We start from the raw sequence: 24,140 nt of genomic DNA on the forward strand, positions 1-24,140 counted from the left end.
TGTGGAGGGGTGGGGGAAAAGCTCACCTGACCCTCCCAGCAATTTACCGATCAACTTCGCACTCAAAACTGCGCAAGTATTGAGTGCATGGGTATGAGAGAGTCAGCTCACTTTCTGCCGTTCTAACTGCCGGGCCAGGCGAGCCGGGCGCTTGCAGACCAGCGGGTAGAGCGTCGGCAGGACCAGGAGCGTGAGCACAGTCGAAGTGATGAGGCCGCCAATCACGACCGTAGCGAGGGGCCGCTGGACTTCGGCACCGACGGAGGTGGCAAGCGCCATCGGTACAAAGCCGAGCGAGGCGACCAGGGCCGTCATCAGCACTGGTCGCAATCGCTGGCGGGCTCCTTCTGCCGCCGCCGCCGCCGGGGAGAGGCAATCGACCTGCTCCAGGCGGCGAATCGTGGAGACGAGCACGACGCCGTTGAGGACCGCCACCCCAAAAAGGGCGATAAAACCGACCCCGGCGGTGACCGAGAGCGGCATCCCGCGCAGGGCAAGGGCGAACAGCCCGCCGGAGAGGGCCAGAGGAATGTTCAGAAAAATCAGCGCGCCGGGCCGGAAGCTGCCAAAGGAGGTGTACAGCAGCAAAAAGATGAGCGCCAGCGCCACCGGCACCAGCACCGTAAGCCGGGCCTGGGCCTGCTGGAGGTTCTCGAACTGGCCGCCCCACTCCAGGCGGTAGCCGGTGGGCAATACCACCTGGGTGTTCACAGCCTCCTGGGCGGCAGCGACAAAGCTGCCCAGGTCGCGGCCATGGACGTTGAGCTGTACCGTCAGGTTGCGGTCGCCTTCGAGGTGAGAAATCTGAGCGGCTCCCTCGTAACGGCGCACCGTCGCCAGTTGCGCGAGGGGCACCAGTTCACCCGTCAGGCTGCCCACCGGCAGCGAGGCGAGGCTCTCGGGCCGCCCGAGGCTGTCGGGGGCGAAGCGCACCACCAGATCGTAGCGGGGCTTGCCCTGGAAGATCGTGCCCACCGTCTTGCCATCGACGGCGGCGAGCACGGTGTCCATCGCCTCGTCGGCGTCCACGCCGTAGGCGAGCATCGCTCTGCGGTTGAGCCGGGCGCTCACCACCGGCAGTCCTCCGACCTGCTGCACCTTGATATCGCTTGCCCCAGGCACCTTTGCGACGACCGCCGCCACCCGATTACCGAGTTTTGCCAGTTGGGTCAGATCCGGTCCAAAGATGCGAATGCCGACATCGCCCTTGACACCCGCCACCAGTTCGTTCATCCGCTGCTCGATCGGCTGCGAAAAGGCGATCGTCGCGCCGGGAACCGCCTGGGCAAGTCTGGCGGCGATCGCATCTTCCAGCTCCGCCTGGGTGTGAAATCTCTTCCACGTGTCCTGGGGGTGGTAGACGATAAACACGTCCGTCTCGTCCGGACCCATCGGATCGAACGCCTGCTCGGAATGTCCCGTGCGCGAGACGACGGTCCTCACTTCGGCAAAGGAGCGCACCACCTGCTCGATGAGCGTCGTCTGGCGGGCCGCCTCCGGCAGCGAGGCGGAGATTGCCCGGTTGACCGTGAGGACGGTGGAACCTTCTTTGAGAGTGGGAATGAATTCTGAACCTAAAAAAGGCAGGCACAGCAGGCTCGCCCCAAAAAGGGCGAAGGCGGCAGAACCGACAGTCCTGGGCCGGGCCGTACACCAGCTGAGCAAGACGTTGTACAGGCGGCGCAGGGCGGCCATGGGCCGGGTTTCTTTTTCTTCGGGAATCTTAGTGATGAGAAAGTAAGCGGTCGCCGGGGTGATGAATAAAGCGATAAATAGAGCCGTGAGCAGTCCGAAGACGACGGTGAGGGCCATCGGCTGGAAGGTCTTGCCCGCCACGCCGGTGAGCAGGAGGATGGGCAGATAGACGACAGTAATAATCAAGACGGCAAACAGCACCGGCCTCGCCACCTCGACGCTGGCGGCGGCGACCACCTTGAGGCGCTGAGCGGGTTTGGGCTTTTCTTCGCCCAGGCGGCGCAGGATGTTCTCGACCATCACCACCGAGCCATCGATGAGGATGCCAAAGTCGAGCGCCCCCAGGCTGAGCAGGTTGCCGGAGGTGTTGGTCCAGCTTAAAAAAGTCACCGCGCCCAACAGCGAAAGCGGAATTGCCAGCGCAGCGATGGCACCGCCGCGCCAGTTACCGAGCAGCACGAAGAGCACCACCAGCACCAGCACTGCTCCTTCTGCCAGGTTGTGCCAGACCGTGTCGATCGTCCGCTCGATGAGGACGGAGCGGTCGTAGAAGGCGATCACCTCGATATTTGGCGGCAGGGAAGGCTTGAGCGCCTCAAGTCGGCGTTTGACGCGCTCGACCACCTGGGCGGAGTTCTCGCCCTTGCGCATGACGACGATACCGATCACCGTCTCACCCTGGCCGTTTTGGGTGACGATGCTCTGGGCGAGCTTCTTGCCGATCACCACAGTACCCAGATCCTGCACGCGCACAGACCCCTTCGCAGTGCGGCGGACGATCACGTTGCCGATGTCTGTGGGTGAGCGCAATAGCCCTTCGGCCCGCAGCAGAATCTGGTTGCCGTTTTCGATCGCGTAGCCGCCCCCGGCGTTGGCGTTGTTTCGTTCGAGAGCCGCCATTACGGCGCTGGGAGAGAGGTTGTAGCCGTGCAGCTTCTCCGCTTCGAGCCAGACTTGATACTCCCTGGCATCGCCGCCCATCGACTGCACCGCATCGACGCCCGGAACGCTCCTGAGAGCCGGGATGATCTGCCAGTCGAGGATGTCGCGCAGTTGCATCGGGCTGTAGCCGGACCCGCGCAGCTCGAACTGATAGATTTCCCCGAGACCGGTGGCGATTGGGCCGAGTTCGACTTTGATCTCCCCTTTGGGCATCTGGTCTTGGGCACCTTTGAGGCGTTCGGAGACCTGTTGTCTGGCCCAGTAGATGTCGGTGCCGTCCTCGAAGACGGCGGTCACCTGCGAAAGGGCGTACTTGGAGATCGATCGCAGTTGGGTGAGCCGGGGCATCCCCTGCAGCGACAGCTCGACGGGATAGGTGACGTACTGCTCGACTTCTTGGGGAGCGAGGCCATAGGCGTTGGTGCTCACCGTCACCTGAATGTTGGAGATGTCAGGAACCGCATCGACCCGCAGGTTGAGGAACGAATAGAGGCCCACCAGACAGGCCAGAGCCGCCCCAGCCAGAACCACGATCCGGGCGTTGAGTGCCCCGCGTACCGCCTTTTCTAACCACCCTTCCCGCTGGGCCGAAGCGGCACCCTCTCGATCGTCGTCATCCTGCCAGTCCGTTGCCATTTCCTGCTAACCACTTCTCAAATCAACTCGATCATAGCTAGCGATTGTGAAACAAATGAGAAATCGAGTTTGTCAAAAAGGGGAATCTAGAAAAATCTAGAAAAGAGAAGCACGCTACCGCTAGAAGGAGCAATTATGAAAAGAATACGAAATAGTCGAAGCCATATCATGAAAATCTTGTGATTATGAAAAGATGCTGAAAACGAAGCCTGAAAGTAATCCTGTCCTTGTGTATAGAAATATTATTCAGATCGAATAGGACCGATCTGATCGAAGCCCATGGGTGAGCGATCTGTGTGGAGAACATGAGAAACCGATAAGTTTCTGTTGCTTCGATCTTTCAAAGTACAGGAACGCGAAATATTTCAGGCTCTAGATGATGCGTCTTTGATCGCGCAGCAAAAGTTGCTTTTAAGGGCACCTTTAAGACTGACTCTCCCCAGCCGGTAGATAGCCCAGGTGCCATGATTTCCCTCGATGCACAAAACTCACAGGTCTTTTGCACTGCGCCTACCCAGGGCGGCGCGCCATCAGCGGCAGCAGATCGAATTCCCGGCGGATCTCGACGAGCGATCGATCCAGAAGCGGCTCGAAGGCAAGAAACGGCACGAAGCGCCCGCGCCCCCGATTGCGCCACCAGAGTCGTATCAACTCCGGCACCAACTTCGGCAGGACGAGCAGCATCGAGCTGTAGAGCCAGAGACTGCCGTGCTCTTTGATCAGATCGTCGTACATGATCTTTACGGCAGGACCGATGGCCGGATCGCGCAGTGTGCGCAGGTGATCGCTGAAGTGATAGTCGCTCGTCCACCAGGTCAGCGGTAGCAGCTTCAGCTCGTCGTACATGCCGGTATCGCAGCCGTAGATGACGTGGGAGGCATCGTGGGCGAGGATGATCCGGGCAAAGGCGGCGTCGAGCTGCCGGGGATCGGTGAGATTTGGGTGGGCTGCGTAGTACTCCTCCAGACCTTCGCGCAGGGTCTGGGAGCTGTCGCTTTTTAGATAATCCAACCGGATCCGCCTGGGCACGGCACCCCCGCTCTGGTCAATAAAGATACGAAACAGCATCGTAACTAAAATTGAGCGAGTCAAGTTTTCGCGGGCGTCCGGGGGCTATGCTTTTTGAAGTGAAGGGCGAGAAGGAACCGACGAAGAACCTGCCGGGGCGTCCCCGCAGTTCCCGAGCCAACCGGGCAATCTTGCAGGCGGCGGTCGAACTTCTGGCGGCGGTGGGCTATCAGGCGATGAGCATCGAGGCGGTGGCGCTGCGGGCGGGGGTGAGCAAGCCGACGATCTACCGCCGCTACGCCTCGAAGGAAGAACTGGTGGCCGATGCGATTGAAACTTTGCGCCAGGAGGTGCCGATTCCAGATACCGGTAGCCTGGCGGCGGACATCGACGCGCTCCTGCACGACGCGAGTGCGATGGTGCAGACGCCGCTGGCCCGCCAGACGATGGCGATGATCATCACTTCAGCGACGAGCAGCCCCCAGTTTGCAGCGATCTACGGCTCCAGGTACCTGATGCCCCGGCGCGAAGCGTTTGGCCTGGTGCTGGAGCGCGCCCGCACCCGAGGCGAGATCCGCGAAGGCATCGACAGCGGCCTGATTTTTGATCTGGTGAGCGGCCTGATGTTTCACGCGCTGCTGTTCGAGCCGGAAGGGGAATCCTACGAAGCTTACATCCGGCGGGGAGTACGGTTGCTGTTGGACGGCCTTGCCTCAGGCTCGTAATTGCCGCAGCGCCTCGTAGAGGACGACGGCGACAGCGTTGGATAGATTCAAGCTGCGCACCGCCGGTTGGGCAATCGGGATCGTCACCGTCGGTCGATCGCTCTGAGAGAGGAGCCAGTCCGGCAGCCCCCGGCTCTCGGAGCCAAACACCAGCCAGTCGCCCGCGAAAAATTCAAAATCCCAGAGGCAAATGCCCCGGCGGGCGCTGGTGAGGACGAATCGCTCGTTGCTGTGGGCAGCGAGCAGTTCTTTTAGATCGGGATGGTAGTGCAGCTGGACGTGCTCCCAGTAGTCGAGTCCGGCGCGCTTGAGGTACCTGTCTGTCAGTTGAAAACCGAGGGTACCGACTAAGTGCAGTTCGATGCTGGTCGCCCCACAGGTGCGGGCGATGTTGCCAGTGTTGGGCGGAATCTCAGGATCGACCAGGACGACGCGGGGCCGCTTATGGCTCATGTTCAGCAAGGGGCGGGCGGGGGCGGGCAGCAGCGGTGCGCTCGAAGCCGCGCACTTCTTTGAGGATGTACAGGGGCCGGTTTTTGATTTCCTCGTAGATCCGGCCCACGTACTCGCCCAAAATGCCCACCGTCACCAGTTGCACCGCTCCGATAAAAAAGACCGCCGCCGCCAGTGCCCCGAAGCCATTCAGCGGTGAGCGGGTAAAAAAGCGCCAGTAGATGACCAGCCCGACCATGACAAAAGCCAGAAGCCCGGTAAAAAAGCCCATCCAGGTAGCAAGGCGCAGGGGCAGGCGGGAGAAGGAAACCAGTCCATCGAGGGCAAGGGCGAAGGATTTGGCAAAGTTGTACTTTGCCACCCCCGCCAGCCGGGGTGGCCGCTCGAAGGGCACCTCCGTCTGGGCAAAGCCCACCCAGGAGCGCAGGCCCCGCAGATAGCGGTTGCGCTCGGGCATCGTATTGAGCAGGTCAACCACCTGGCGGTCCATCAGACAAAAGTCCCCCGTATCGACGGGGATCTGCACTTCGGCCAGCCGCTGCAATACGCGGTAGTAGACGAAGGCAAAGAGCTGCTTAGAAAGACTCTCTCGGGTGCGGGAGACGCGCCGGGCGTAGACGACCTGGTAGCCCTCGCGCCACTTTTCCAATAGCTGCGGCAACAGTTCCGGCGGATCTTGCAGGTCGCCGTCCATCACCACCGCCACCGTACCGCTCGCAAAGTTGAGGCCGGCGGTGACGGCCACCTGATGGCCAAAGTTGCGCGAAAAGCTCAAAAGCTTTATCCGCGCATCCTTTGAGGCCAGTTCGCGGACGATGGCAGGGGTGCGGTCGCGGCTGGCATCATCGACAAAAATCAGTTCCGCCGGGCAACCCAGCGCGTCGAGCACAGCGGCCAGACGGCGGTACAGCTCCGGCAGGTTGTCCTGCTCGTTAAAAAGAGGTACCACGACTGAAAGCAGCTCGGTCATGATTTTGAGCGTCTGCTGTCCGTAAAAAGCTCCTCTAAGCTTACCCCGATTCAGCCCGTCTCAAGGCGGGTAGCACCGCCGCGAGCGATCGCATAGCGCAACAGTGGTGGAGCGAGGAAGGTGGTGACGATGACGACGATCACGATGGCCGTGAGCAGGGCCGGATTGAGCCCCGGTACCCCGACTCCCTGGCCCACGAAGATGAGGCCCACTTCCCCGCGCGGGATCATGCCAAAACCGATGGCCATGCGGTTGACGGGCTTCGCCGGTCGTAGGACGTAGCCGCTCGCCACCTTGCCCACGATCGCCGCTACCAGCAAAAACAGGGTGATGGGCAACCCCTGCTGGGTCTGGGGATTGAAGGGATTGAGCACACTTAGATCAGTGGTCGCTCCGACGTTGACAAAGAAGACCGGCACAAAGACATCGGCCACGGGCTTGAGCCGCCGCTCAAGATCGTCGCGCTTTTCGGTCTCCGCCAGCACCAGCCCGGCGGCAAAAGAACCCAAGATCGCCTCGGAGCCCAGCGCCTGGGCCAGGTAGGCGAGGGTGAAGGCAAACACCAGGGCGCTCACGATCAGATCGCCCCGGGTGCGCAGGCGGTTGACGACTTTGACGAAGAAGGGGGCAAAAAGCCGCCCCAAAAAGATCGCTGCCACCAGAAAGCCGGTGGCGACGAAGGTGGTGTAGGCCAGCCCCAGGGGACTTACCGCCCCGTCGCGGGTCACCCCCAGCACTACCGCCAGGATGATGATCCCCAGGATGTCGTCGAGGATGGCCGCCCCGATAATCACCTGGCCTTCGGTGGTGTTCACCTTGCCCAGATCCCCCAGGATGCGGGCGGTGATGCCGATGCTGGTGGCGGTGAGGGCGGCCCCGGCAAAGACCGCCGGTAGAACGGGAACTCCGAAAAGCCAGATCAGACCAGCGGTGCCCAGCAAAAAAGGCATGGCCACCCCGACGGTGGCCACCAGCGAAGCGAGGGGTCCCACCCGGAGCAGTTCTTTAAGATCGGATTCCAGTCCGATTTCAAACAGCAACAAGATCACCCCCAGCTCAGCCAGAACCGAGATCACCTCGTTGCCGCTGCCCAGAAGCCGCAGCCCCGAGACACCGACGAGCACACCAAAGATCAGCTCCCCCAGCACCGCCGGTAGTTGCAGGCGAACCGCCAGCTCTCCCCCCAGTTTGCTCGCCAGATAGACGACCACCAGGGCAACAAGCGTCGTGAGCAGAGGACTGGCGGTGGGGGAAGTCGCTGCCAGCAGCGGAAAAAATAGACTCACAGCGTCAGCTCGGTTACTTTTGATTGGATTCCAGGAAGACAACCCCCCGGATCCAACGAAGAATAGACTGATCTGGCCACAGTAAACTGTCCAAATGAGCAAAGTTGCAATTGTCCTGGGTACCCGCCCGGAGGCGGTCAAACTGGCACCGGTGATCTTGCGCTTTCGGGCCTGCCCGCGCATCGAGACGCGGGTGATCCTCACCGGACAGCACCGGGAGATGCTGCACCAGACGCTGGCCTGGTTCGACATCGAGGCGGACAGTGATCTGCAGATTATGACGCCCCGCCAGAGCCTTGCCCAGATCACCTGCCGGGCGCTCACGGGGCTGGAAGACGTTTTTCAACAGGAGCGGCCCGAACTGGTGATCGTGCAGGGCGACACGACCACCACCTTCGCCGCTGCCTTAGCGGCCTTCTATCAAAAAATTCCCCTGGGCCACGTCGAGGCGGGCCTGCGCACCGGGGTGGCGGACGACCCGTTTCCGGAGGAGATGAACCGCCGCCTCACCTCCCGCCTCAGCGCACTGCACTTTGCGCCGACGACGCGGGCGCTCGAAAATCTCCGGCGCGAGGGCATCCACGAGCGGGTCTACCTCACCGGCAACACAGTGATCGACGCCCTTCAGACGATCGCCCACCGCCAGCCGGAGTGCCCGGTGCCGGGCCTCGACTGGCAGCGCTACCGGGTGCTTTTGGTGACGGTCCATCGCCGCGAGAACTGGGGCCGGCCCCTCGCCGACATCGCCCAGGCTCTCGTCGATATTCTGGAAGCCCACGCCGATACAGCCGTGCTCCTGCCGCTGCACAAAAATCCGACCGTGCGCGAGCCGCTGCAGCAAATCTTAGGTTCGCACCCCCGCGCCTTTCTCACCGAACCCCTCGATTATCCGGAACTGGTCGGAGCGATGCAGCGGGCAACACTGGTGCTCACCGACTCCGGCGGCCTGCAGGAAGAAGCGCCCGCCCTCGCCAAACCGGTGCTCGTCCTGCGCGAGACCACCGAGCGGCCCGAGGCGATCGAGGCGGGGGTCGCCCTTCAAGTCGGAACGGACCGCCGGGCAATCGTGCAGGCGACCGGCGCACTGCTCACCGATACAGAACTTTATAAAAAGATGGCCCAGGCGGTCAATCCCTTCGGCGATGGCCGCGCCAGTGGCCGCATTCTTGAGGCCATCCTCGCCTATCTGGGGTTCGACTCACAATCCTCCGACACCTGACTCACTCCCATAGATCCTCCGCCGGTCTAGATATGTGGTGTCTTATCGGGCCAAAGCGGGATTTTTTCGTCCCCTTCCCCCAGATATAGAGTTTTTTTTGGCTGAATCTACCACTTTTCAATTTTTTTTTGGTACAGTTTGACTGACCCAAATTCTCGTTTTGCGAGAATCTATTGAACCGATGAAGTGAGAGAATCGCCCGAAGATTGTGGGAGTTCCTGAGCAGATCCACTGGCTTCGAGAACAGCTACCACCTTCCGTAAGGCTGGTCGCTGTCACCAAACAGGTGAGCGTCGAGCGCATCCGCGAAGCCTACGACTGCGGCATTCGGGACTTTGGTGAGAACCGGGTTCAGGAGGCCGAACAGAAAATCCTGCAGTTGACGGACCTTCAAGGAGTGTCCTGGCATTTGATTGGCAGTCTGCAGCGCAACAAAGTTCGTCCGGCCCTCGAGCTATTTGACTGGATCCATTCAGTCGATAGTCTGCGTCTGGCAGAACGGCTCAGTGCGCTCATCGCTTCGGTAGGCCGCAGGCCGCAGCTGTTGCTGCAGGTCAAACTGGCCGCCGATCCGGGCAAGGCCGGCTGGTCAAAAGCCGAGCTGGACGAGGCGCTGCCGGCGCTCGCGGCTTTGCCGCACCTCGACATTCGGGGGCTGATGGCGATTGCGCCCAGCGGGCTGAGCGCTCCGGACACCCAGGATCTGTTCAGTCAGGTGGCTTCCTACGCCCGCGAGATCGCCGGGCGGGCCGAGGGCAATCGCTGGCAGAGCCTTCGCATGGAGGAGCTGTCGATGGGCATGTCGGGAGATTACCCGCAGGCGATTGCTGCCGGGGCGACGATCGTGCGCCTGGGACAGATCCTCTTCGGTTCACGTCTACCGCTACGGAGGAATGCTGATGAGTAGCTTCTGGTCGAAGTTCAAGAACTTCGTCGGGTTCGGCGATGAGTTCGACTACGAGGAGGAGGGCGAGGACTACGAGCAGGTCTACCGCGACGAGAACAAGCGCGACGAGGCTCGCCGGGCCGCCACCGGTGGCAGCGCTGCCGCTGCGACGCCCTCGGCCACAGCAGCCGCTACCGAGGGCCAGCCGGCTCCCGGTTCAGTGCGCAAGCGCGTGCGCGCCGGAAACGTGATCGGGATGCCGGGCAACGGCGTCAACGAAGTGCTCGTCATCGAACCGCGCTCCTTTGAAGAAGCGCCGCAGATCGTCCAGCACCTGCGCGATCGCAAGTCGGTCATCCTCAACCTGACGCTCATGGATAGCGACCAGGCCCAGCGCAGCGTCGATTTCGTCGCCGGTGCCACCTTCGCCATCGACGGCCACCAGGAGCGGGTAGGCGATGGGATCTTCCTGTTTACCCCGAGCACCGTCATGATCAGCACCGAAATGCCCTCCCAACTGCGGCAGGCCGGTCAGGGCTTCGGCGGCAATTTCCGCCTCAGCCAGGACGCACCGCCGCGCCGCGCCCAGGGCTAAGCTAAACGGACAGCGCTCCAAATTCTATGAAGCTGGGTATCATCGGCGGTGGTGCGATGGCCGAAGCGATTGTCGCCGGTCTGGTCGCCAGCGCAGCTTACGCACCCTCGGACATTCTGGTGAGCGATCCTGTGGCTGAGCGGGGCGACTGGCTCACCGGGCGTTACGGTGTGGCGAGCACGACCGACAATCTGGCCGTCGTCGGTGCCGAAACGTTGCTGCTTGCGATCAAGCCCCAGGTCTTCCCGGCGGTGTGCGAGCAGATCGCGGCTCAACTCCAGGCTGGCCTTGTCCTCTCGATCCTTGCCGGTATCTCCCTGTCGGCGCTAAACGGTGCTTTTCCTGGCCGGGCTGTGATCCGGGCGATGCCCAATACCCCGGCTCTGGTGCGCTTCGGAATCACTGCCCTCAGCCGCTCCGGTGCCGTTTCAGAATCGCATTTTCAGCTCGCCCGCACCCTTTTTGGAGCGATAGGCGAGGTGGTCGAGGTGCCCGAGGCGGCGATGGATGCGGTCACTGGCCTCTCCGGCTCCGGGCCGGGCTACTTTGCCCTGGTGGTCGAGGCGCTCATCGACGGCGGCGTGAGTGCCGGTCTGCCCCGTCCCACCGCGACCCGGTTGGTGCTCGCCACCCTGCGCGGCAGTGCTGAACTGATGTTGCAAGAAAATTTGCACCCGGCCCTGCTCAAGGACCGGGTAGCGAGTCCTGGGGGCACCACCGCTGCCGGTCTGGGGGAACTGGAGACGCGCGCCGTGCGCGGCGCTTTTATCGAAGCGGTCAAAGCTGCCGCCCGCCGCGCCCGCGAACTGTCAGGTTAAAAGCAAGATAGAAAGTTATCCTGGCAGTGCGCACTACAATCTCATCCCATGCAGCCCAGCCGACGCGAGTGACCCCTGGATGCGCTCAAAACTTTTCTTTCTACTCCTCTCGATAATCTCCTCGACGAGAGGAACGAAGCAGATATTCTGCGCCTTTTCGAGCGCGTCGTTACCACCGTTCCCGCCTAGCGCGCTTTTTTAGACGAGCAGGGCATCGATCCGGCCCAGATCCGCACTGCAACGGATATCCAGCAGCTGCCCTAATGACCAAGCCTGCTCCTGCTGCATCCCATCCTGCAATGCTGGCTTGTGTTCCACACTCATTCGGCAGTTTTTCAATTTCTTCCTTGCTAACCCGTCATTCTTCAGCAGCGATAGTATTGTGTCGGCGCATCGTAAAGTGACCTGGATTGTTGAGAATAGCTTGTTTTACAGCTTCAAGCCTCTTTTTGTTCATTTCTCGCGCTTGATATTGAGTAAGCAATAAATATATTCAGTCACTTCACGGCTATTTATGCTGTTCCAGCAATAGCTCGATACTGCTGGCTCTACTCCATTTCGGGGGAGGGGTTATTCTCCTCCTGCCACCCACAGTTGCAGGGCGGTGACGACGAGCACGCCCACCAGCAAGACTGTGGCAGCGGCGGCGGAGATGCCAAAGCTAAACAGGCCAAACGCTTGCTCCCAGACGTAGTAGACAAGAATGTCAGTCGTGCCCAGGGGGCCGCCGCCGGTCATCACAAAGACCGGCTCGAAGCTGCGGAAAGTAAAGATGACGGTGGTGATGAGCGCAAAGATGAGCGTGGGCCGGATGCCGGGCAGGGTGATGTGCCAGAACTGCTGAAAGGCGTTCGCTCCATCGAGTTCGGCGGCCTCGTAGCGGCTTGTGGGGACAGCCCCAAGTCCAGCGATAAAGATGACCAGGTTAAAACCGATTTGCTTCCAGGTGGCGACGAGGATGAGCACCGGCATCGCCCAGAAGGGGCTCGAAAGCCAGCTTATCGGTGCGATCCCTGCCAGGGAAGTAAGGGCGTTCACCCAGCCCTGGGGATGGAAGAGCCAGCGGAAGGAGACCCCCGCTGCCACCAGCGAGATGATCGTGGGCAAAAAGTAGGCCGAGCGCAAAAGGCCGCGCAGCGGCACGGTGCGGCTCAGGACCACCGCTGCGAGAAGGGCGAGGCCGACGCTCGGAATCACCGATCCGGCGGTAAAGAGGGCGGTGTTGAATAGCACCTGCCGGAAGCTCTCGCTCGTAAACAGGCGTTCGTAATTGGCGGTACCGACAAAAAGCGGGTCGCGCAGCGACCCGTCGGTAAAACTGAGGCCCACCAGATACGCCATCGGCCAGACGACGAACAGGCCCAAAAGGACGAGGGCCGGTGCAAGAAACAGCCAGGCGCTCCAGTCGCGCTCAGCCGTCTTTGGCATCTTCGATCTGCTGGCTGGTCTTCCACTCGATAAAGCTCTTGGCGGCGAGGGTGACCAGGGCCAACAGGGCCAAAAGCGAGGCGACGGCGAAGGCAGCGGTGTAGTTGTACTCGTTGTAGAGAATTTCGATGTGCAGTGGGATGGTGTTGGTGAGGCCGCGCACGTGGCCTGAGACGACCGAGACCGCACCGAATTCGCCCATGGCGCGGGCGTTGCAGAGGATGACGCCGTAGAGCAACCCCCACTTGACGTTGGGAATCGTCACCCGCCAGAAGGTCTGCCAGCCATTGGCACCGAGGGAGATGGCGGTTTCTTCTTCTTCGGGCCCTTGATCTTCCATGAGCGGAATCAGTTCGCGGGCGACGAAGGGGAAGGTGACGAAGGTGGTGGCGAGCACGATCCCAGGTACAGCAAAGATGATCTTGATGTCGTGGCTTGAAAGCCAGGGACCGAGCACGCCCTGGGCACCAAAAAGGAGCACGTAGATCAGGCCCGAAATGACCGGCGAGACGGCAAAGGGCAGATCGATGAGGGTGATGAGCAGGCTGCGCCCGGTAAATTGAAACTTGGCAATCGCCCAGGCGGCGGCGAGGCCAAAGACAAGGTTCAAAGGTACGGCGATCCCGGCGGTAAGCAGTGTCAGCTTGATCGCCGAGAGGGCGTCCGGCTCGACGAGGGCCGCGAAGTAGACTCCCAGCCCCTTTTCGAGGGCGAGGGAGAAGACGGCGGCCAGAGGTACGAACAGGAACAAACTCAAAAACAGCAGAGCCACGGTAATCAATGTCCAGCGCACGAGCGCCGGTTCACTGGGGGCGGCCTTGGGCTTTCCACCGCCAAGGCGGGCGACAAGGGAGGAACCTTCCATTGGTGATATCCGGGTGGGGTCAGGTACTGGCGATCTGGCGGCTACGGGTCCACCACTGCAGCAGGTTGATGATCAAAAGCAAAACAAAAGAAGCGACGAGCATGACAACCGCGATAGCTGTGGCACCGGCGTAGTTGTACTGTTCGAGCTTGGTGATGATGATGAGCGGCACGATCTCAGTCTTGAGCGGCAGGTTGCCCGAGATAAAGACGACCGAGCCGTACTCGCCCAGGGCGCGGGCGAAGGCGAGGGCAAAACCGGTGAGCAAAGCCGGAAAGATGCCCGGAAAGATAACGCGGGTAAACGTCTGCCAGCGATTGGCCCCGAGACTGGCGGCGGCCTCCTCGATCTGCACGTCCAGTTCAAGCAAGACCGGTTGCAGGGTCCGGACGACGAAGGGCAGCCCGATAAAGGTGAGGGCGACGGCCACACCCAGCCAGGTGTAGGTGACTTTGATGCCCAGCGGTTCGAGGTACTGGCCGATCCAGCCGTTGGAGGCGTAGATGGTCGTCAGTGAAATGCCCGCGACGGCGGTGGGCAGGGCAAAGGGCAGATCGACGAATGCGTCGATGAGCTTTTTGCCTGGAAATTCGTAGCGCACCAGCACCCAGGCGACCAGAAAGCCGAAGGCAGCGTTGATGCAGGCGGCGAGCAGCGACGCGCCAAACGAGAGCCGGTAGGAGGCGAGCACGCGCGGTTCGCTGATCGTCTGCCAGAAGGTATCCCAGCCGAGGGTGGCCGTCTTGAAGAAGGTGGCCGAGAGCGGAATGAGCACGATCAAGCTCAGATACAAGAGCGTGTAGCCGAGGCTGAGGCCAAAGCCGGGCAGGATGCTGTGCTTTTTAAAGGTAATCGTCATAGTGGGGAAGCCAGATGGGCGGCGGATTGGACACAAACACCGCAAATTTTACTCTTTCTGGCTGCGAAAGTCGTCTATGGTGAACACTGGCTCAAATCGGTAGCCCCGCTCGGCGTACAACTCGCCGCCGCCCTGGCGGCGATCGACGAGGGCCAGGATCGCAGCAACTTTCAGTCCAGCTGCTTCGGCTTTTTCGGCGGCCAGAAGCCCGCTTGCCCCCGTCGTCACCACGTCATCGACGATGGCGACCGTGCTTCCGGCGGCGATGGGCGGTCCTTCCAGCCACTGCTGGGAGCCGTGTTTTTTGACTTCTTTTCGGACGATAAAGGCGGCAAAGTCGCGACCGGGGTCTTTTAGCGCCGCTACCACCGCCACCGCCGTCACAATCGGGTCGGCTCCTAGAGTCAGCCCACCGATCGCCTGCACCGCCTCCGGCAGCCGATCGTAAAGCACCAGGCCCACCAGGAGTGCCCCGAGCGGGTGCAGGGTCGCCTTTTTGCTGTCGATATAATAGGTGCTCGTCTGGCCTGAGGAGAGTTTGAAATCGCCCTCGCGGTAGCAAAGTTCGCGCATCAGCGCCAGCAGTTCGCGTTGCCGGCGGGCAGAATCCCAATCGAGGGGCGAGGGCATCGAAGTTCTGTACGGGATGGAGCGGATCTAGCGTACCAGCAGTTGACGGTTGGTCGTTAAGTATCTTATATTAGATATCCAGCTTTTCTTAAGTAGAAGGGAACGTATGCCCTGTCTGTTCGGTTGTCCTTCGCCTTTCTTCTGCTCTACCCTCAGCGAGTTCAAGTATACACCGGTCAAGGGCAGGCTCCGGAGGCTCCGGCGACAGATTTCCCGTTCCGCTATTTGTTCATAGGTTCTGAGAGGTAGCCTCGGGGAACAATTCTCGGTGATTGCCGGGCTTTTTTCTCTGGCTGCCCATTTTGAATGGGAGTAAAAGCTCATGCCCAGGATGGAACAGCGTTTTGACTACATCAAGATCTCGCTCGCTTCACCGGAACGGGTGATGGCCTGGGGGCAGCGCACGTTGCCCAACGGCCAGGTCGTAGGTGAGGTGACCAAGCCCGAGACGATCAACTACCGCACCCTCAAGCCCGAGATGGACGGTCTATTTTGCGAGCGCATCTTTGGGCCTTCCAAAGACTGGGAGTGTTACTGCGGCAAGTATAAGCGGGTGCGGCACCGGGGCATCGTCTGCGAGCGCTGCGGCGTCGAGGTGACCGAATCGAAGGTGCGCCGCCACCGCATGGGTTACATCAAGCTCGCCGCCCCCGTCACCCACGTCTGGTATCTCAAGGGCATTCCTTCTTATATTTCGACGCTGCTCGATATGCCCCTGCGCGATGTCGAGCAGGTGGTCTACTTCAACGCCTACGTCGTGCTCAATCCCGGCAACGCCGAGAACCTCTACTACAAGCAGCTGCTCACCGAGGACCAGTACATCGAGGTCGAGGACCAGCTCTACGCCGAAGGTTCGACCCTCGAACTCCCCGAAGGCTGGGCGAAGATGGGCGCTGAGGCGATCCACGAACTGCTCGCTGCGATCGAGATGGAATCTGACGCTGAGCGGCTGCGCGAGGAGCTGGGCGAATCGAAGGGCCAGAAGCGCACCAAGCTCATCAAGCGCCTGCGGGTGCTCGACAACTTTATTGCCACCGGCTCAAGGCCCGAGTGGATGGTGCTTACTGCCATTCCGGTGATCCCGCCGGATCTAAGGCCGATGGTGCAGCTCGACGGTGGCCGCTTTGCCACCAGCGACCTCAACGACCTCTACCGCCGGGTGATCAACCGCAACAACCGTCTGGCGCGGCTGCAGGAGATTCTTGCCCCTGAGATTATCGTGCGCAACGAAAAGCGCATGTTGCAGGAGGCGGTGGACGCCCTGATCGACAACGGTCGGCGCGGGCGGACGGTGGTCGGAGCCAACAACCGGCCCCTCAAGTCGCTCTCCGACATCATCGAAGGCAAGCAGGGCCGCTTCCGGCAGAACCTGCTCGGCAAGCGCGTCGATTACTCGGGCCGCTCGGTGATCGTCGTCGGCCCCAAGCTCAAGCTCCACCAGTGCGGGCTTCCTAAAGAGATGGCCATCGAGCTGTTTCAGCCGTTTGTCATCCACAAGCTCATCCAGCGCGGCCTGGTCAACAACATCAAGGCCGCCAAAAAGATGATCCAGCGCAACGATGCGCGCATCTGGGGCGTGCTCGACGAGGTGATTACGGGCCATCCGGTGCTACTGAACCGCGCTCCGACCCTGCATCGCCTGGGCATCCAGGCCTTCGAGCCGATCCTCGTCTCCGGACGGGCGATCCAGCTCCATCCGCTCGTCTGCACCGCCTTCAACGCCGACTTCGATGGCGACCAGATGGCCGTTCACGTGCCCCTGTCGCTCGAATCCCAGGCAGAGGCCAGGCTCCTGATGCTCGCCTCCAACAACGTGCTCTCACCCGCCACGGGGCGACCGATCATCACCCCCACCCAGGACATGGTGCTCGGTTGCTACTACCTGACCGTCGATAATCCTGACGCCCAGAAGGGTGCTGGCAAATTCTTCGCCAGCGCCGACGATGCGATCATCGCCTACAACCAGGGGATGATCGACCTGCACGCCAAGATCTGGCTGCGCTTTGAGGGCGAGGTCGAAACCGACGGTGGGCCAGACGATCTGCGGGTGCGCCGCGACGCGGAGGGCAACGTGCTTTCTCAGTACGTCCGCACCACCGTCGGACGGGTCATCTTCAACCAGGTTGTTCAAGAAACGCTTGTCGCCAGCTAGGGGAAACGCCATGACGCAGACGCAAGAACCAAAACCCAAGTTCATCAACCGCAAAATCGACAAAAAAGGTCTGGGCAAGCTCATCTCCTGGGCCTTCTCCCACTACGGCACGGCGCGCACGGCGCTACTCGCCGACAACCTCAAAAACCTTGGCTTCCGCTACGCTACTCGCGGCGCTGTCTCGATCTCCGTCGAAGATCTGCAGGTGCCCGAGAGCAAGGTCGATATTCTCGAATCGGCTGAGCGCGAGATCCAGCGGGCCGAGGAGCGCTACACCAGGGGTGAAATTACCGAAGTCGAGCGCTTTCAAAAAGTGATCGACACCTGGGCCGGGGCCACCCAGGAGCTGACCGAGGGGGTCAAACAAAACTTTCAAGAACTCAACCCCCTCAACTCGGTGGGCATGATGGCCTTCTCCGGCGCGCGCGGCAACCTCTCCCAGGTGCGGCAGCTAGTGGGGATGCGCGGTCTGATGGCCGATCCGCAAGGGGAGATTATCGACCTGCCGATCAAGGCCAACTTCCGCGAAGGGCTCAACGTCACCGAGTACATCATCTCCTCCTACGGAGCGCGCAAGGGATTAGTCGATACGGCGCTGCGCACCGCCGACTCGGGCTACCTCACCCGCCGCCTGGTGGATGTCTCCCAGGATGTGATCGTCCGCGAAGAAGACTGTACTACCCAGCGCGGCATCTTCTTAAGTAGCCTGCGCGACGGCGACAAGATGATCGTCTCGCTGGAGGAGCGACTGGTGGGCCGCGTCGCCGCCCGCAACGTGCTCCATCCGGTCACAGGCGAGGTGCTCGCCCCGCGCAACACCCAGCTCGACTACGACCTGGCAGCCCGGATCGCCCGCGCCGGGGTGGATGCGGTGATGGTGCGCTCGCCCCTTACCTGCGAGGCCAACCGCTCGGTCTGCCGGATGTGCTACGGCTGGTCGCTCGCCCACTCCCAACTGGTCGATATCGGCGAAGCCGTCGGCATCATCGCTGCCCAGTCGATCGGCGAGCCGGGCACGCAGCTGACGATGCGCACCTTCCACACTGGCGGTGTCTTTACGGGCGAAGTGGCCAAGCCCCTCAAGGCTCCCTACAAGGCCAAAGTCAAATTCGCAAGCACCCTCAAAGTCCGTCCGATGCGTACCCGCCACGGCGACGAGGCGTTCCAGGTAGACCAGGCCGGTGCCCTTACCCTCGAAGGCGAGGGCGGCAAAAAAGAGACGGTCACCCTCACCCAGGGTTCGACGCTGATGGTCAAAGACGGCCAGCAGATCGAGGCGGGTACCTTCTATGCCGAGCTGGCGATGCTCAGCAAGACCGCCCGCAAGAGCACCGAGAAGGCCCAAAAAGAAGTCTTCTCCGATCTGGCGGGCGAGGTCAAATTTGCCGACCTGACGCCGGAGGTCAAGACCGACCGCCAGGGCAACGAGACGGCCTATGCCAGCCGGTTGGGCCTGTTGTGGGTACTTTCGGGCGAAGTCTACAACCTGCCGCCGGGGGCGGAGAGCACCCTTGAGCGGGGCGACAAAGTCGAGCAGGGCGGGGTGATCGCCGAGACGCGGCTCATCACCGAGCACGGCGGCGTCGTGCGCCTCAAAGAACAGGATGTCAAGGGCGGGCGCGAGGTCGAGATCATCACTGCCTCGGTGTTGCTCGACAAGGCGACCGTCCACGAAGAAAAAACCCAGGGCCGCGAGAGCTATACCCTCGCCACCGACAACGGCCAGGTCTTTGCGCTTAAAGTCTCGCCCGGCACCAAGGTGAGCAACGGCCAGGTGGTGGCTGAGCGGGTCAACGACCGCTACATGACCCGCTCCGGTGGCCTCATCCGCTACTCCGAAGGTGTAGAGGTAGCCAAGGCCAAGGGCAAGCAGGGCTACGAGGTGCTCAAGGGCGGCACGCTGCTCTGGATCCCTGAGGAGACCCACGAGGTCAACAAGGACATCTCGCTCCTGGAGGTCGAGGACGGCCAGTACGTCGAGGCGGGCACGCAGGTGGTCAAAGACATCTACTGCCTTTCTTCGGGCGTCGTCGCGATTACTCAGCGCAACGACATCCTGCGCGAGGTGGTGATTAAACCCGGCGAACTGCACCTGCTCGACGCGCCGGGCGATCTCAAAGTCGGCAACGAAACCTTCGCTTATCCGGGTACCGAGGTGCTCCCCGGCGTCATCGCCTCCGATCTGCGCTACGTCGAGCAGGTAGAGACGCCCGAAGGACCGGCGATTTTGCTGAGGCCCGTCGAAGAATTCACCGTTCCCGACGAGCCGGACGCCCCCAGCCAGGAGGCTTCCCAGCAGGCCGGCAGCTCGATTCGCCTGCGCGGCGTGCAGCGTATCCCGTACCGCGACGGCGACCGGGTGAAGGCAATCGACGGCGTCGAGCTGCTCAAGACCCAGCTGGTGCTGGAGATCACCGATCAGGCGGCTCAGCTTGCCGCCGACATCGAGTTTGTCAGCGACGAAGCGGATAGCGCCCTCGTCCGGTTGCAACTGGTCATCCTCGAAACGCTCCTGATTCGCCGCGACGTGTCCGCCGACTTGTTGCACGGTTCGACCTCGACCCACATTCTGGTCAAAGACGGCGACCGCATCGGCCCCGGCGCAGTGATTGCCCGCACCGAGATCCTGGCCAAGCAGGCGGGCACGGTGCGCGGCATCTCCCGCATCGGTTCTACCGTGCGCCGCATCCTGCTTGTCACCGCAAGCGATCTGGTCCACACCCCGATCGAAGGTACGCCCACCGTCAAGCCGGGCGATCTGGTCCGGGCGGGCGATCCGCTCAGTGCCTCGACCGTTGCCGCCGATTCGGCCCAGGTGCTTACGGCAGAGCCGGGACGGGTCGTACTGCGCATCGGACGGCCCTACCTGGTCTCAGGAGGGGCAATCTTGCTGGTTCAAGACGGCGATCTCATCCAGCGCGGCGACAACCTGGCGCTGCTGGTCTTCGAGCGCGCCAAGACCGGCGACATCATCCAGGGTCTGCCCCGCGTCGAGGAACTGCTCGAAGGCCGCAAACCCAAGGAGATGTGCGTGCTGGTCGAGCGGCCCGGCACCGTGCAGATCACCCAGTTACCCGACGAATCGGTGCAGGTGAGCATCATCGAGGACGACGGCGGGGTGACCAACTACTCGGTAGGTGGCCAGAGCCTCATCGTCGTAGACGGCCAGCAACTGCAGACTGGCGAAGCGCTCACCGATGGCCCGGCCAACCCCCACGACATCCTGCGCATCTTCTCCGAGCGCGAGGGTCTACAAAAGGGCATCGAGTCGGTCCAACGCTACCTGGTCAACGAAGTCCAGCAGGTCTACCGCTCCCAGGGCGTCGAAATCCACGACAAGCACATCGAGATCATCGTCCGCCAGATGAGTTCTAAAGTGCGCGTCGAGGACGGCGGCGACACCACCTTCTTGCCGGGCGAGCTGGTCGAACTCAGGCAAATCGAGCAGGTCAACGAGGCGATGTCGGTCACCGGCGGTGCGCCGGCCCGCTGCACACCGGTGCTTTTAGGCATCACCAAGGCGTCGCTCAACACCGACTCGTTCATCTCGGCGGCCTCCTTCCAGGAGACGACCCGCGTTCTCACCGAAGCGGCCATCGAAGGCAAGTCCGACTGGCTGCGGGGCCTCAAAGAAAACGTGATCATCGGTCGGCTCATCCCGGCGGGCACCGGCTTCAACGCCTACGAAGAAGCCGAAGAAGTGCTCGAAGACGACGAGCTGATCGACGACACCCTTGGTCTTCGGACCGTCGGCGTCACCTTTGCCGGCGACGACGACTTCGTCGAGGACGACGACGAGGATTAAGAGGACCCACCCCCCCGACCCCTCACCCCTCACCCCCAGCCCCTCTCCCACAAGGGGAGAGGGGAGTAAGACAGGCCAGCTCCGCAGGGAGGAAGACAAGCCTTAGACTGACTTCACCCTGCCCGTCTGCAGCCCAGTTACAGTGAACCCCCCCTCTCCTCCTCCTGCCCGGCGGGGGCAGGGGAGGAGAGGGGGGGTGTGGAGGGGTGGGGGACGGTTTTAGAAGTACGCAAAAACCTGCTTCCCGCACTCCAGCTAAGAACCCACGCATATTTGGCTTCGTCTCCTTAGACTGGAAACTGGCTGCCAGGAGCGTCAAAATTTTCTTATGTCGCAAACCTCCATGCTATCTATTCAACAGCGGCTGGCAAGCCGGATTTATGAAGCGCTCAAGGCAGCCTTTGCCGCCGGCAAGCTCGGCGCACTCGCTGAGTTGCCTGCCCCCGCTGCCATCGTCGTCGAGAAGCCAAAGCGGCCCGAGCTGGGCGATTATGCGACGCCGGTGGCGATGAGTCTGGCTAAGCCCAGCCGCCTCGCTCCGCTTGCCATCGCCGAAGCCGTTGCAGCGGAGCTGACCGAGGCAGATCTCATAGCCAGTGTGGCAAAACCGGGTTTTATCAATATTCAGCTGGCGGATCGCTTCTTGATGGCCGAGGTGGGCCAGATCCTCGCCTTGGGAGCGGAGTATGGCCAAACCATCCCCGAAAAAGCAGAACGCATCCTGCTTGAATTTGTCTCAGCCAATCCGACTGGCCCCCTGCACATCGGTCATGGCCGCTGGGCAGCGGTGGGTTCGGCCCTGGCCCAGATCTTGCGCTTCGCGGGCCACACCGTCAGCACCGAATTTTATATCAACGACGCCGGCAACCAGATGCAGCTACTGGGCCAGTCCTTCCGTGCCCGCTACCTAGAGGCGATTGGCGAACCGGCAGAATTTCCAACCAGGGGGTACGCGGGCATCTACCTCAAAGAACTCGCCCAGACCCTGGCCCACCAACAGGGCAAAGCCCTGCACCACGAGCCAGTGGAGTGGTTCACCGCTTACGCCGAGGAGCAGTTGCTTGCCCAGCAGCGCTCCACCCTTGCCACCTTCCAAACCACTTTTGATCGCTGGTACTCCGAGCGCTCGCTGCACGCCGCCGGGGCGGTCGAAGCGGCACTAAAAGATTTGAGCGAGCGGGGAATGCTCTACGAAGCCACCCAATCGCGCCAGGAGCAGACAGGTGAACTCACTGGTCGCTCCAGCAAGGTCAAGGCCAACGCGATCTTCGACGAAGAAGCGGACGGCAACGGCAGCGAGGCCGTGTACTTCAAGGCCGCCGATTTTGGCGACGAGATGGACCGGGTGGTGCGCCGGGCCGATGGCCGCACGACCTACCTTGCCGCCGACATCGCCTACCACTGGGACAAGTACCGGCGGGGCTACGACCGGCTCATCAACGTCTGGGGAGCCGATCACCACGGCTACGTACCGCGATTAAAAGCGGCTGTCCAGGCTCTGGGCCACCCGGCAGACTCGCTGGAAATTTTGCTGGGCCAGCTGGTGCGGTTGTTTCGCACCGACCCGGCTACGGGTGAAAAAGTCGAGATCCGTATGTCCAAGCGCACCGGCGAACTGGTAAGTGTGGATGATCTGATCGCGGAAGTGGGCGTCGATGCCGGGCGCTGGTTCTTGCTCAGCCAGTCGATGGGCACGACGATCAGCTTCGACCTCGATCTGGCCGCCTCCGAAAAATTCGACAACCCGGTGTTTTACGTTCAGTACAACCACGCCCGCTGCTGCAGCATCCTGCGCAAGGCACCCGAGCGGGGTGTGCCGGTGCCGGAACACTTCGATCTCGATCAGCCGGACGGCTCCCCCTGGCTCACCACTGCCCCTCAGGAGCGCTCGCTGATGCTGCGACTCATCGCTGCCCCCGACGAATTTCGCTTTGCCGCCGCTTTCCGCGAACCCCAGAGGCTCACCCAGTACGCCTACGACCTGGCAAGCGACCTGAGCCAGTTCTACGAACACTGCCCAATCCTGCCCCCTCTGGCGGCAGATCTGCCCGACGGACTGCGCCTCGCCCGGTTGGGTCTGGTGAGCGCCACCCGCCAGGTGCTCGCGACGACCCTGGGCTTGCTCGGGATCGAGCCGCGCGAATCGATGTGATGTCAAAGACATCGGCAAAGAGCAGATAAGCCCAGCCCCTCAGCTCCAATTGTGCGGGCCAAGATCGCTAGAAAAGAGGCCACTCACTCTGGTCACCCGGCACAGTTCACACTTGCGTCGGGACCGGCTTCTTAGCTCAGTTTCTTTTTAAGGACGCTACCCACCAGCAAAAAGGCGACGACATCGAAGCCAAAGAGCACCAGCACGCAGCCCAGCAGGTTCACTGTTCCCCAGGGAGCAGCGAGCACCGCATCGCCGAGGGACCACTGGGCGTGAATAAACAGGTGGCGAATTGGTTCGATCGCGTAGGTAAGCGGGTTGAGGCTCGCAACCACCTGCAGCCAGAGGGGCATAAAGTGCATCGGAGCGAGGGCGGTGCTCGCAAAGATGAGGGGCAGGTTGATCACAAAGACAGCCGCCAGCATCTCGATGTGGCCGGGCAGGACAAAGGCGAGGCCCATGCTCAAAGCGGCGATGCCGAAGACGAGCAAGGTGACGACCAGGGCGACGATGAGTCCTCCTTCGAGGCCACCGGCGAAGTGGGCACCCATCAAAAAGCTGACCCCGCCGATGATCGCCGCCTGCACCAGGGTCGTACTCACAATAAAAAGAGCTGAGGCGACGACGATCGAGGTGCGCGAGACCAGGGGTGCCACCAGGAGGCGATTGAGAAAGCCGAACTCGCGATCGAAGATGAGAGGTACCCCGGCGTTGAGGGCACCGCCGAAGGCGGCGAAGACGATGATCCCGGCGGCTAAAAATTCGATATAGCCTCCCTCGATGCCAAAGGTGCTCTTGGGAGCCTGGGCAAAGAGGGCGCTAAATAAGAGCAGCCACAGCAAGGACTGGATGACGCTGCCCACGAAGGCCGAGGGCCGACGGCCCAACTGGATAAAAAGCCGTCGCGTCAGGGCAAAAGTCTCCTGGCGAAACTGGGAAAGTGCGCTGGCACCGCCACTTGTCCCATCGAGGGTAAGCGAGGCGGAATTGCCAGGATTGAGAGAATTAGCCATCGG

19 protein-coding genes are annotated in these 24,140 nt (G+C 61.7%); 8 read left to right on the forward strand and 11 right to left on the reverse strand.

The window, feature by feature from the left end; genetic code table 11:
• Positions 1-102: 102 nt before the first annotated feature.
• Positions 103-3,273, reverse strand: a complete 3,171-nt coding sequence (locus tag GKIL_RS18850; RefSeq protein ID WP_023175434.1) for an efflux RND transporter permease subunit — start codon at positions 3,271-3,273, stop codon at positions 103-105.
• A 510-nt stretch (positions 3,274-3,783) separates the two neighbouring features.
• A complete protein-coding gene (locus tag GKIL_RS18855; protein WP_051382966.1) occupies positions 3,784-4,302 on the reverse strand; it encodes a hypothetical protein in 519 nt (172 codons plus the stop codon).
• An 86-nt stretch (positions 4,303-4,388) separates the two neighbouring features.
• Here GKIL_RS18855 and GKIL_RS18860 point away from each other — a divergent pair, with 86 nt between their 5' ends.
• A complete protein-coding gene (locus GKIL_RS18860; RefSeq protein ID WP_023175436.1) occupies positions 4,389-5,006 on the forward strand; it encodes a TetR/AcrR family transcriptional regulator in 618 nt (205 codons plus the stop codon).
• Here the strand turns inward: GKIL_RS18860 and GKIL_RS18865 are convergent.
• Genes GKIL_RS18865 through GKIL_RS18875 form a run of 3 tightly spaced genes read right to left on the reverse strand, consistent with a single transcriptional unit; the run spans position 4,995 to position 7,715 of the window.
• On the reverse strand, positions 4,995-5,459 hold the full coding sequence (locus GKIL_RS18865; protein ID WP_023175437.1) for a tRNA (cytidine(34)-2'-O)-methyltransferase: 465 nt from the start codon (positions 5,457-5,459) through the stop codon (positions 4,995-4,997). The genes GKIL_RS18860 and GKIL_RS18865 overlap by 12 nt on opposite strands.
• Positions 5,449-6,429, reverse strand: coding sequence for a glycosyltransferase family 2 protein (locus GKIL_RS18870; RefSeq protein ID WP_023175438.1), 981 nt, complete (start codon positions 6,427-6,429; stop codon positions 5,449-5,451). The genes GKIL_RS18865 and GKIL_RS18870 overlap by 11 nt, the downstream gene beginning before the upstream one ends.
• A 50-nt stretch (positions 6,430-6,479) precedes the next feature.
• Positions 6,480-7,715, reverse strand: coding sequence for a cation:proton antiporter (locus GKIL_RS18875; RefSeq protein WP_023175439.1), 1,236 nt, complete (start codon positions 7,713-7,715; stop codon positions 6,480-6,482).
• Between the two features lie 94 nt (positions 7,716-7,809).
• Here GKIL_RS18875 and wecB point away from each other — a divergent pair, with 94 nt between their 5' ends.
• The 4 genes from wecB to proC all read left to right on the forward strand — a co-directional run bounded on the left by wecB (position 7,810) and on the right by proC (position 11,233).
• Positions 7,810-8,934: a non-hydrolyzing UDP-N-acetylglucosamine 2-epimerase gene (gene wecB / locus GKIL_RS18880; RefSeq protein WP_023175440.1), complete on the forward strand. Its 1,125-nt coding sequence runs from the start codon at positions 7,810-7,812 to the stop codon at positions 8,932-8,934.
• A gap of 208 nt (positions 8,935-9,142) precedes the next feature.
• Positions 9,143-9,841 carry a YggS family pyridoxal phosphate-dependent enzyme gene (locus GKIL_RS18885; protein ID WP_023175441.1) on the forward strand — a complete coding sequence of 233 codons (699 nt, stop codon included), beginning with the start codon at positions 9,143-9,145 and terminating at the stop codon, positions 9,839-9,841.
• A complete protein-coding gene (locus tag GKIL_RS18890) occupies positions 9,834-10,415 on the forward strand; it encodes a cell division protein SepF (RefSeq protein WP_023175442.1) in 582 nt (193 codons plus the stop codon). Before GKIL_RS18885 ends, GKIL_RS18890 begins: the two co-directional genes overlap by 8 nt.
• 26 nt (positions 10,416-10,441) lie before the next feature.
• On the forward strand, positions 10,442-11,233 hold the full coding sequence (gene proC, locus GKIL_RS18895) for a pyrroline-5-carboxylate reductase (RefSeq protein WP_023175443.1): 792 nt from the start codon (positions 10,442-10,444) through the stop codon (positions 11,231-11,233).
• A gap of 198 nt (positions 11,234-11,431) precedes the next feature.
• Here the strand turns inward: proC and GKIL_RS25775 are convergent, their stop codons facing one another.
• The 5 genes from GKIL_RS25775 to pyrE form a co-directional block, all read right to left on the reverse strand.
• The gene (locus GKIL_RS25775; protein WP_275450539.1) at positions 11,432-11,557 is read right to left on the reverse strand and encodes a hypothetical protein; all 126 of its coding nucleotides are present in this window, start codon (positions 11,555-11,557) and stop codon (positions 11,432-11,434) included.
• A 246-nt stretch (positions 11,558-11,803) separates the two neighbouring features.
• Positions 11,804-12,661, reverse strand: coding sequence for a carbohydrate ABC transporter permease (locus tag GKIL_RS18900; RefSeq protein ID WP_023175445.1), 858 nt, complete (start codon positions 12,659-12,661; stop codon positions 11,804-11,806).
• Positions 12,645-13,526: a sulfate ABC transporter permease subunit CysW gene (cysW, locus tag GKIL_RS18905; protein WP_023175446.1), complete on the reverse strand. Its 882-nt coding sequence runs from the start codon at positions 13,524-13,526 to the stop codon at positions 12,645-12,647. The genes GKIL_RS18900 and cysW overlap by 17 nt, the downstream gene beginning before the upstream one ends.
• Positions 13,527-13,545: 19 nt before the next feature.
• Entirely contained in the window at positions 13,546-14,385 is an 840-nt protein-coding gene (gene cysT / locus GKIL_RS18910) for a sulfate ABC transporter permease subunit CysT (RefSeq protein ID WP_023175447.1), read from the reverse strand.
• A 48-nt stretch (positions 14,386-14,433) separates the two neighbouring features.
• Positions 14,434-15,015, reverse strand: a complete 582-nt coding sequence (gene pyrE / locus GKIL_RS18915) for an orotate phosphoribosyltransferase (RefSeq protein ID WP_023175449.1) — start codon at positions 15,013-15,015, stop codon at positions 14,434-14,436.
• 322 nt (positions 15,016-15,337) lie between these two features.
• Between pyrE and rpoC1 the strand changes: the two genes are divergently transcribed.
• The 3 genes from rpoC1 to GKIL_RS18930 all read left to right on the forward strand — a co-directional run bounded on the left by rpoC1 (position 15,338) and on the right by GKIL_RS18930 (position 23,124).
• Entirely contained in the window at positions 15,338-17,167 is a 1,830-nt protein-coding gene (rpoC1, locus tag GKIL_RS18920) for a DNA-directed RNA polymerase subunit gamma (RefSeq protein ID WP_023175450.1), read from the forward strand.
• Positions 17,168-17,177: 10 nt separating this feature from the next.
• Positions 17,178-20,972 carry a DNA-directed RNA polymerase subunit beta' gene (locus tag GKIL_RS18925; RefSeq protein ID WP_023175451.1) on the forward strand — a complete coding sequence of 1,265 codons (3,795 nt, stop codon included), beginning with the start codon at positions 17,178-17,180 and terminating at the stop codon, positions 20,970-20,972.
• Between the two features lie 343 nt (positions 20,973-21,315).
• Positions 21,316-23,124, forward strand: a complete 1,809-nt coding sequence (locus tag GKIL_RS18930; protein WP_041244074.1) for an arginine--tRNA ligase — start codon at positions 21,316-21,318, stop codon at positions 23,122-23,124.
• A gap of 131 nt (positions 23,125-23,255) precedes the next feature.
• Here the strand turns inward: GKIL_RS18930 and GKIL_RS18935 are convergent, their stop codons facing one another.
• Entirely contained in the window at positions 23,256-24,137 is an 882-nt protein-coding gene (locus tag GKIL_RS18935) for an ABC transporter permease (protein WP_023175454.1), read from the reverse strand.
• Positions 24,138-24,140: the final 3 nt, after the last annotated feature.

It is taken from the genome of Gloeobacter kilaueensis JS1, from assembly GCF_000484535.1.
Taxonomy (GTDB): Bacteria; Cyanobacteriota; Cyanobacteriia; order Gloeobacterales; family Gloeobacteraceae; genus Gloeobacter; species Gloeobacter kilaueensis.

Bases quoted from the DNA above. Each gene is read 5' to 3' on its own strand.
- GKIL_RS18850 (WP_023175434.1), bottom strand. From the start codon at position 3,273: ATGGCAACGGACTGGCAGGATGACGACGATCGAGAGGGTGCCGCTTCG.
- GKIL_RS18860 (WP_023175436.1), top strand. From the start codon at position 4,389: ATGCTTTTTGAAGTGAAGGGCGAGAAGGAACCGACGAAGAACCTGCCG.
- GKIL_RS18865 (WP_023175437.1), bottom strand. From the start codon at position 5,459: ATGAGCCATAAGCGGCCCCGCGTCGTCCTGGTCGATCCTGAGATTCCG.
- GKIL_RS18870 (WP_023175438.1), bottom strand. From the start codon at position 6,429: ATGACCGAGCTGCTTTCAGTCGTGGTACCTCTTTTTAACGAGCAGGAC.
- wecB (WP_023175440.1), top strand. From the start codon at position 7,810: ATGAGCAAAGTTGCAATTGTCCTGGGTACCCGCCCGGAGGCGGTCAAA.
- GKIL_RS18890 (WP_023175442.1), top strand. From the start codon at position 9,834: ATGAGTAGCTTCTGGTCGAAGTTCAAGAACTTCGTCGGGTTCGGCGAT.
- proC (WP_023175443.1), top strand. From the start codon at position 10,442: ATGAAGCTGGGTATCATCGGCGGTGGTGCGATGGCCGAAGCGATTGTC.
- GKIL_RS25775 (WP_275450539.1), bottom strand. From the start codon at position 11,557: ATGAGTGTGGAACACAAGCCAGCATTGCAGGATGGGATGCAGCAGGAG.
- GKIL_RS18900 (WP_023175445.1), bottom strand. From the start codon at position 12,661: ATGCCAAAGACGGCTGAGCGCGACTGGAGCGCCTGGCTGTTTCTTGCA.
- cysW (WP_023175446.1), bottom strand. From the start codon at position 13,526: ATGGAAGGTTCCTCCCTTGTCGCCCGCCTTGGCGGTGGAAAGCCCAAG.
- cysT (WP_023175447.1), bottom strand. From the start codon at position 14,385: ATGACGATTACCTTTAAAAAGCACAGCATCCTGCCCGGCTTTGGCCTC.
- pyrE (WP_023175449.1), bottom strand. From the start codon at position 15,015: ATGCCCTCGCCCCTCGATTGGGATTCTGCCCGCCGGCAACGCGAACTG.
- rpoC1 (WP_023175450.1), top strand. From the start codon at position 15,338: ATGCCCAGGATGGAACAGCGTTTTGACTACATCAAGATCTCGCTCGCT.
- GKIL_RS18925 (WP_023175451.1), top strand. From the start codon at position 17,178: ATGACGCAGACGCAAGAACCAAAACCCAAGTTCATCAACCGCAAAATC.
- GKIL_RS18930 (WP_041244074.1), top strand. From the start codon at position 21,316: ATGCTATCTATTCAACAGCGGCTGGCAAGCCGGATTTATGAAGCGCTC.
- GKIL_RS18935 (WP_023175454.1), bottom strand. From the start codon at position 24,137: ATGGCTAATTCTCTCAATCCTGGCAATTCCGCCTCGCTTACCCTCGAT.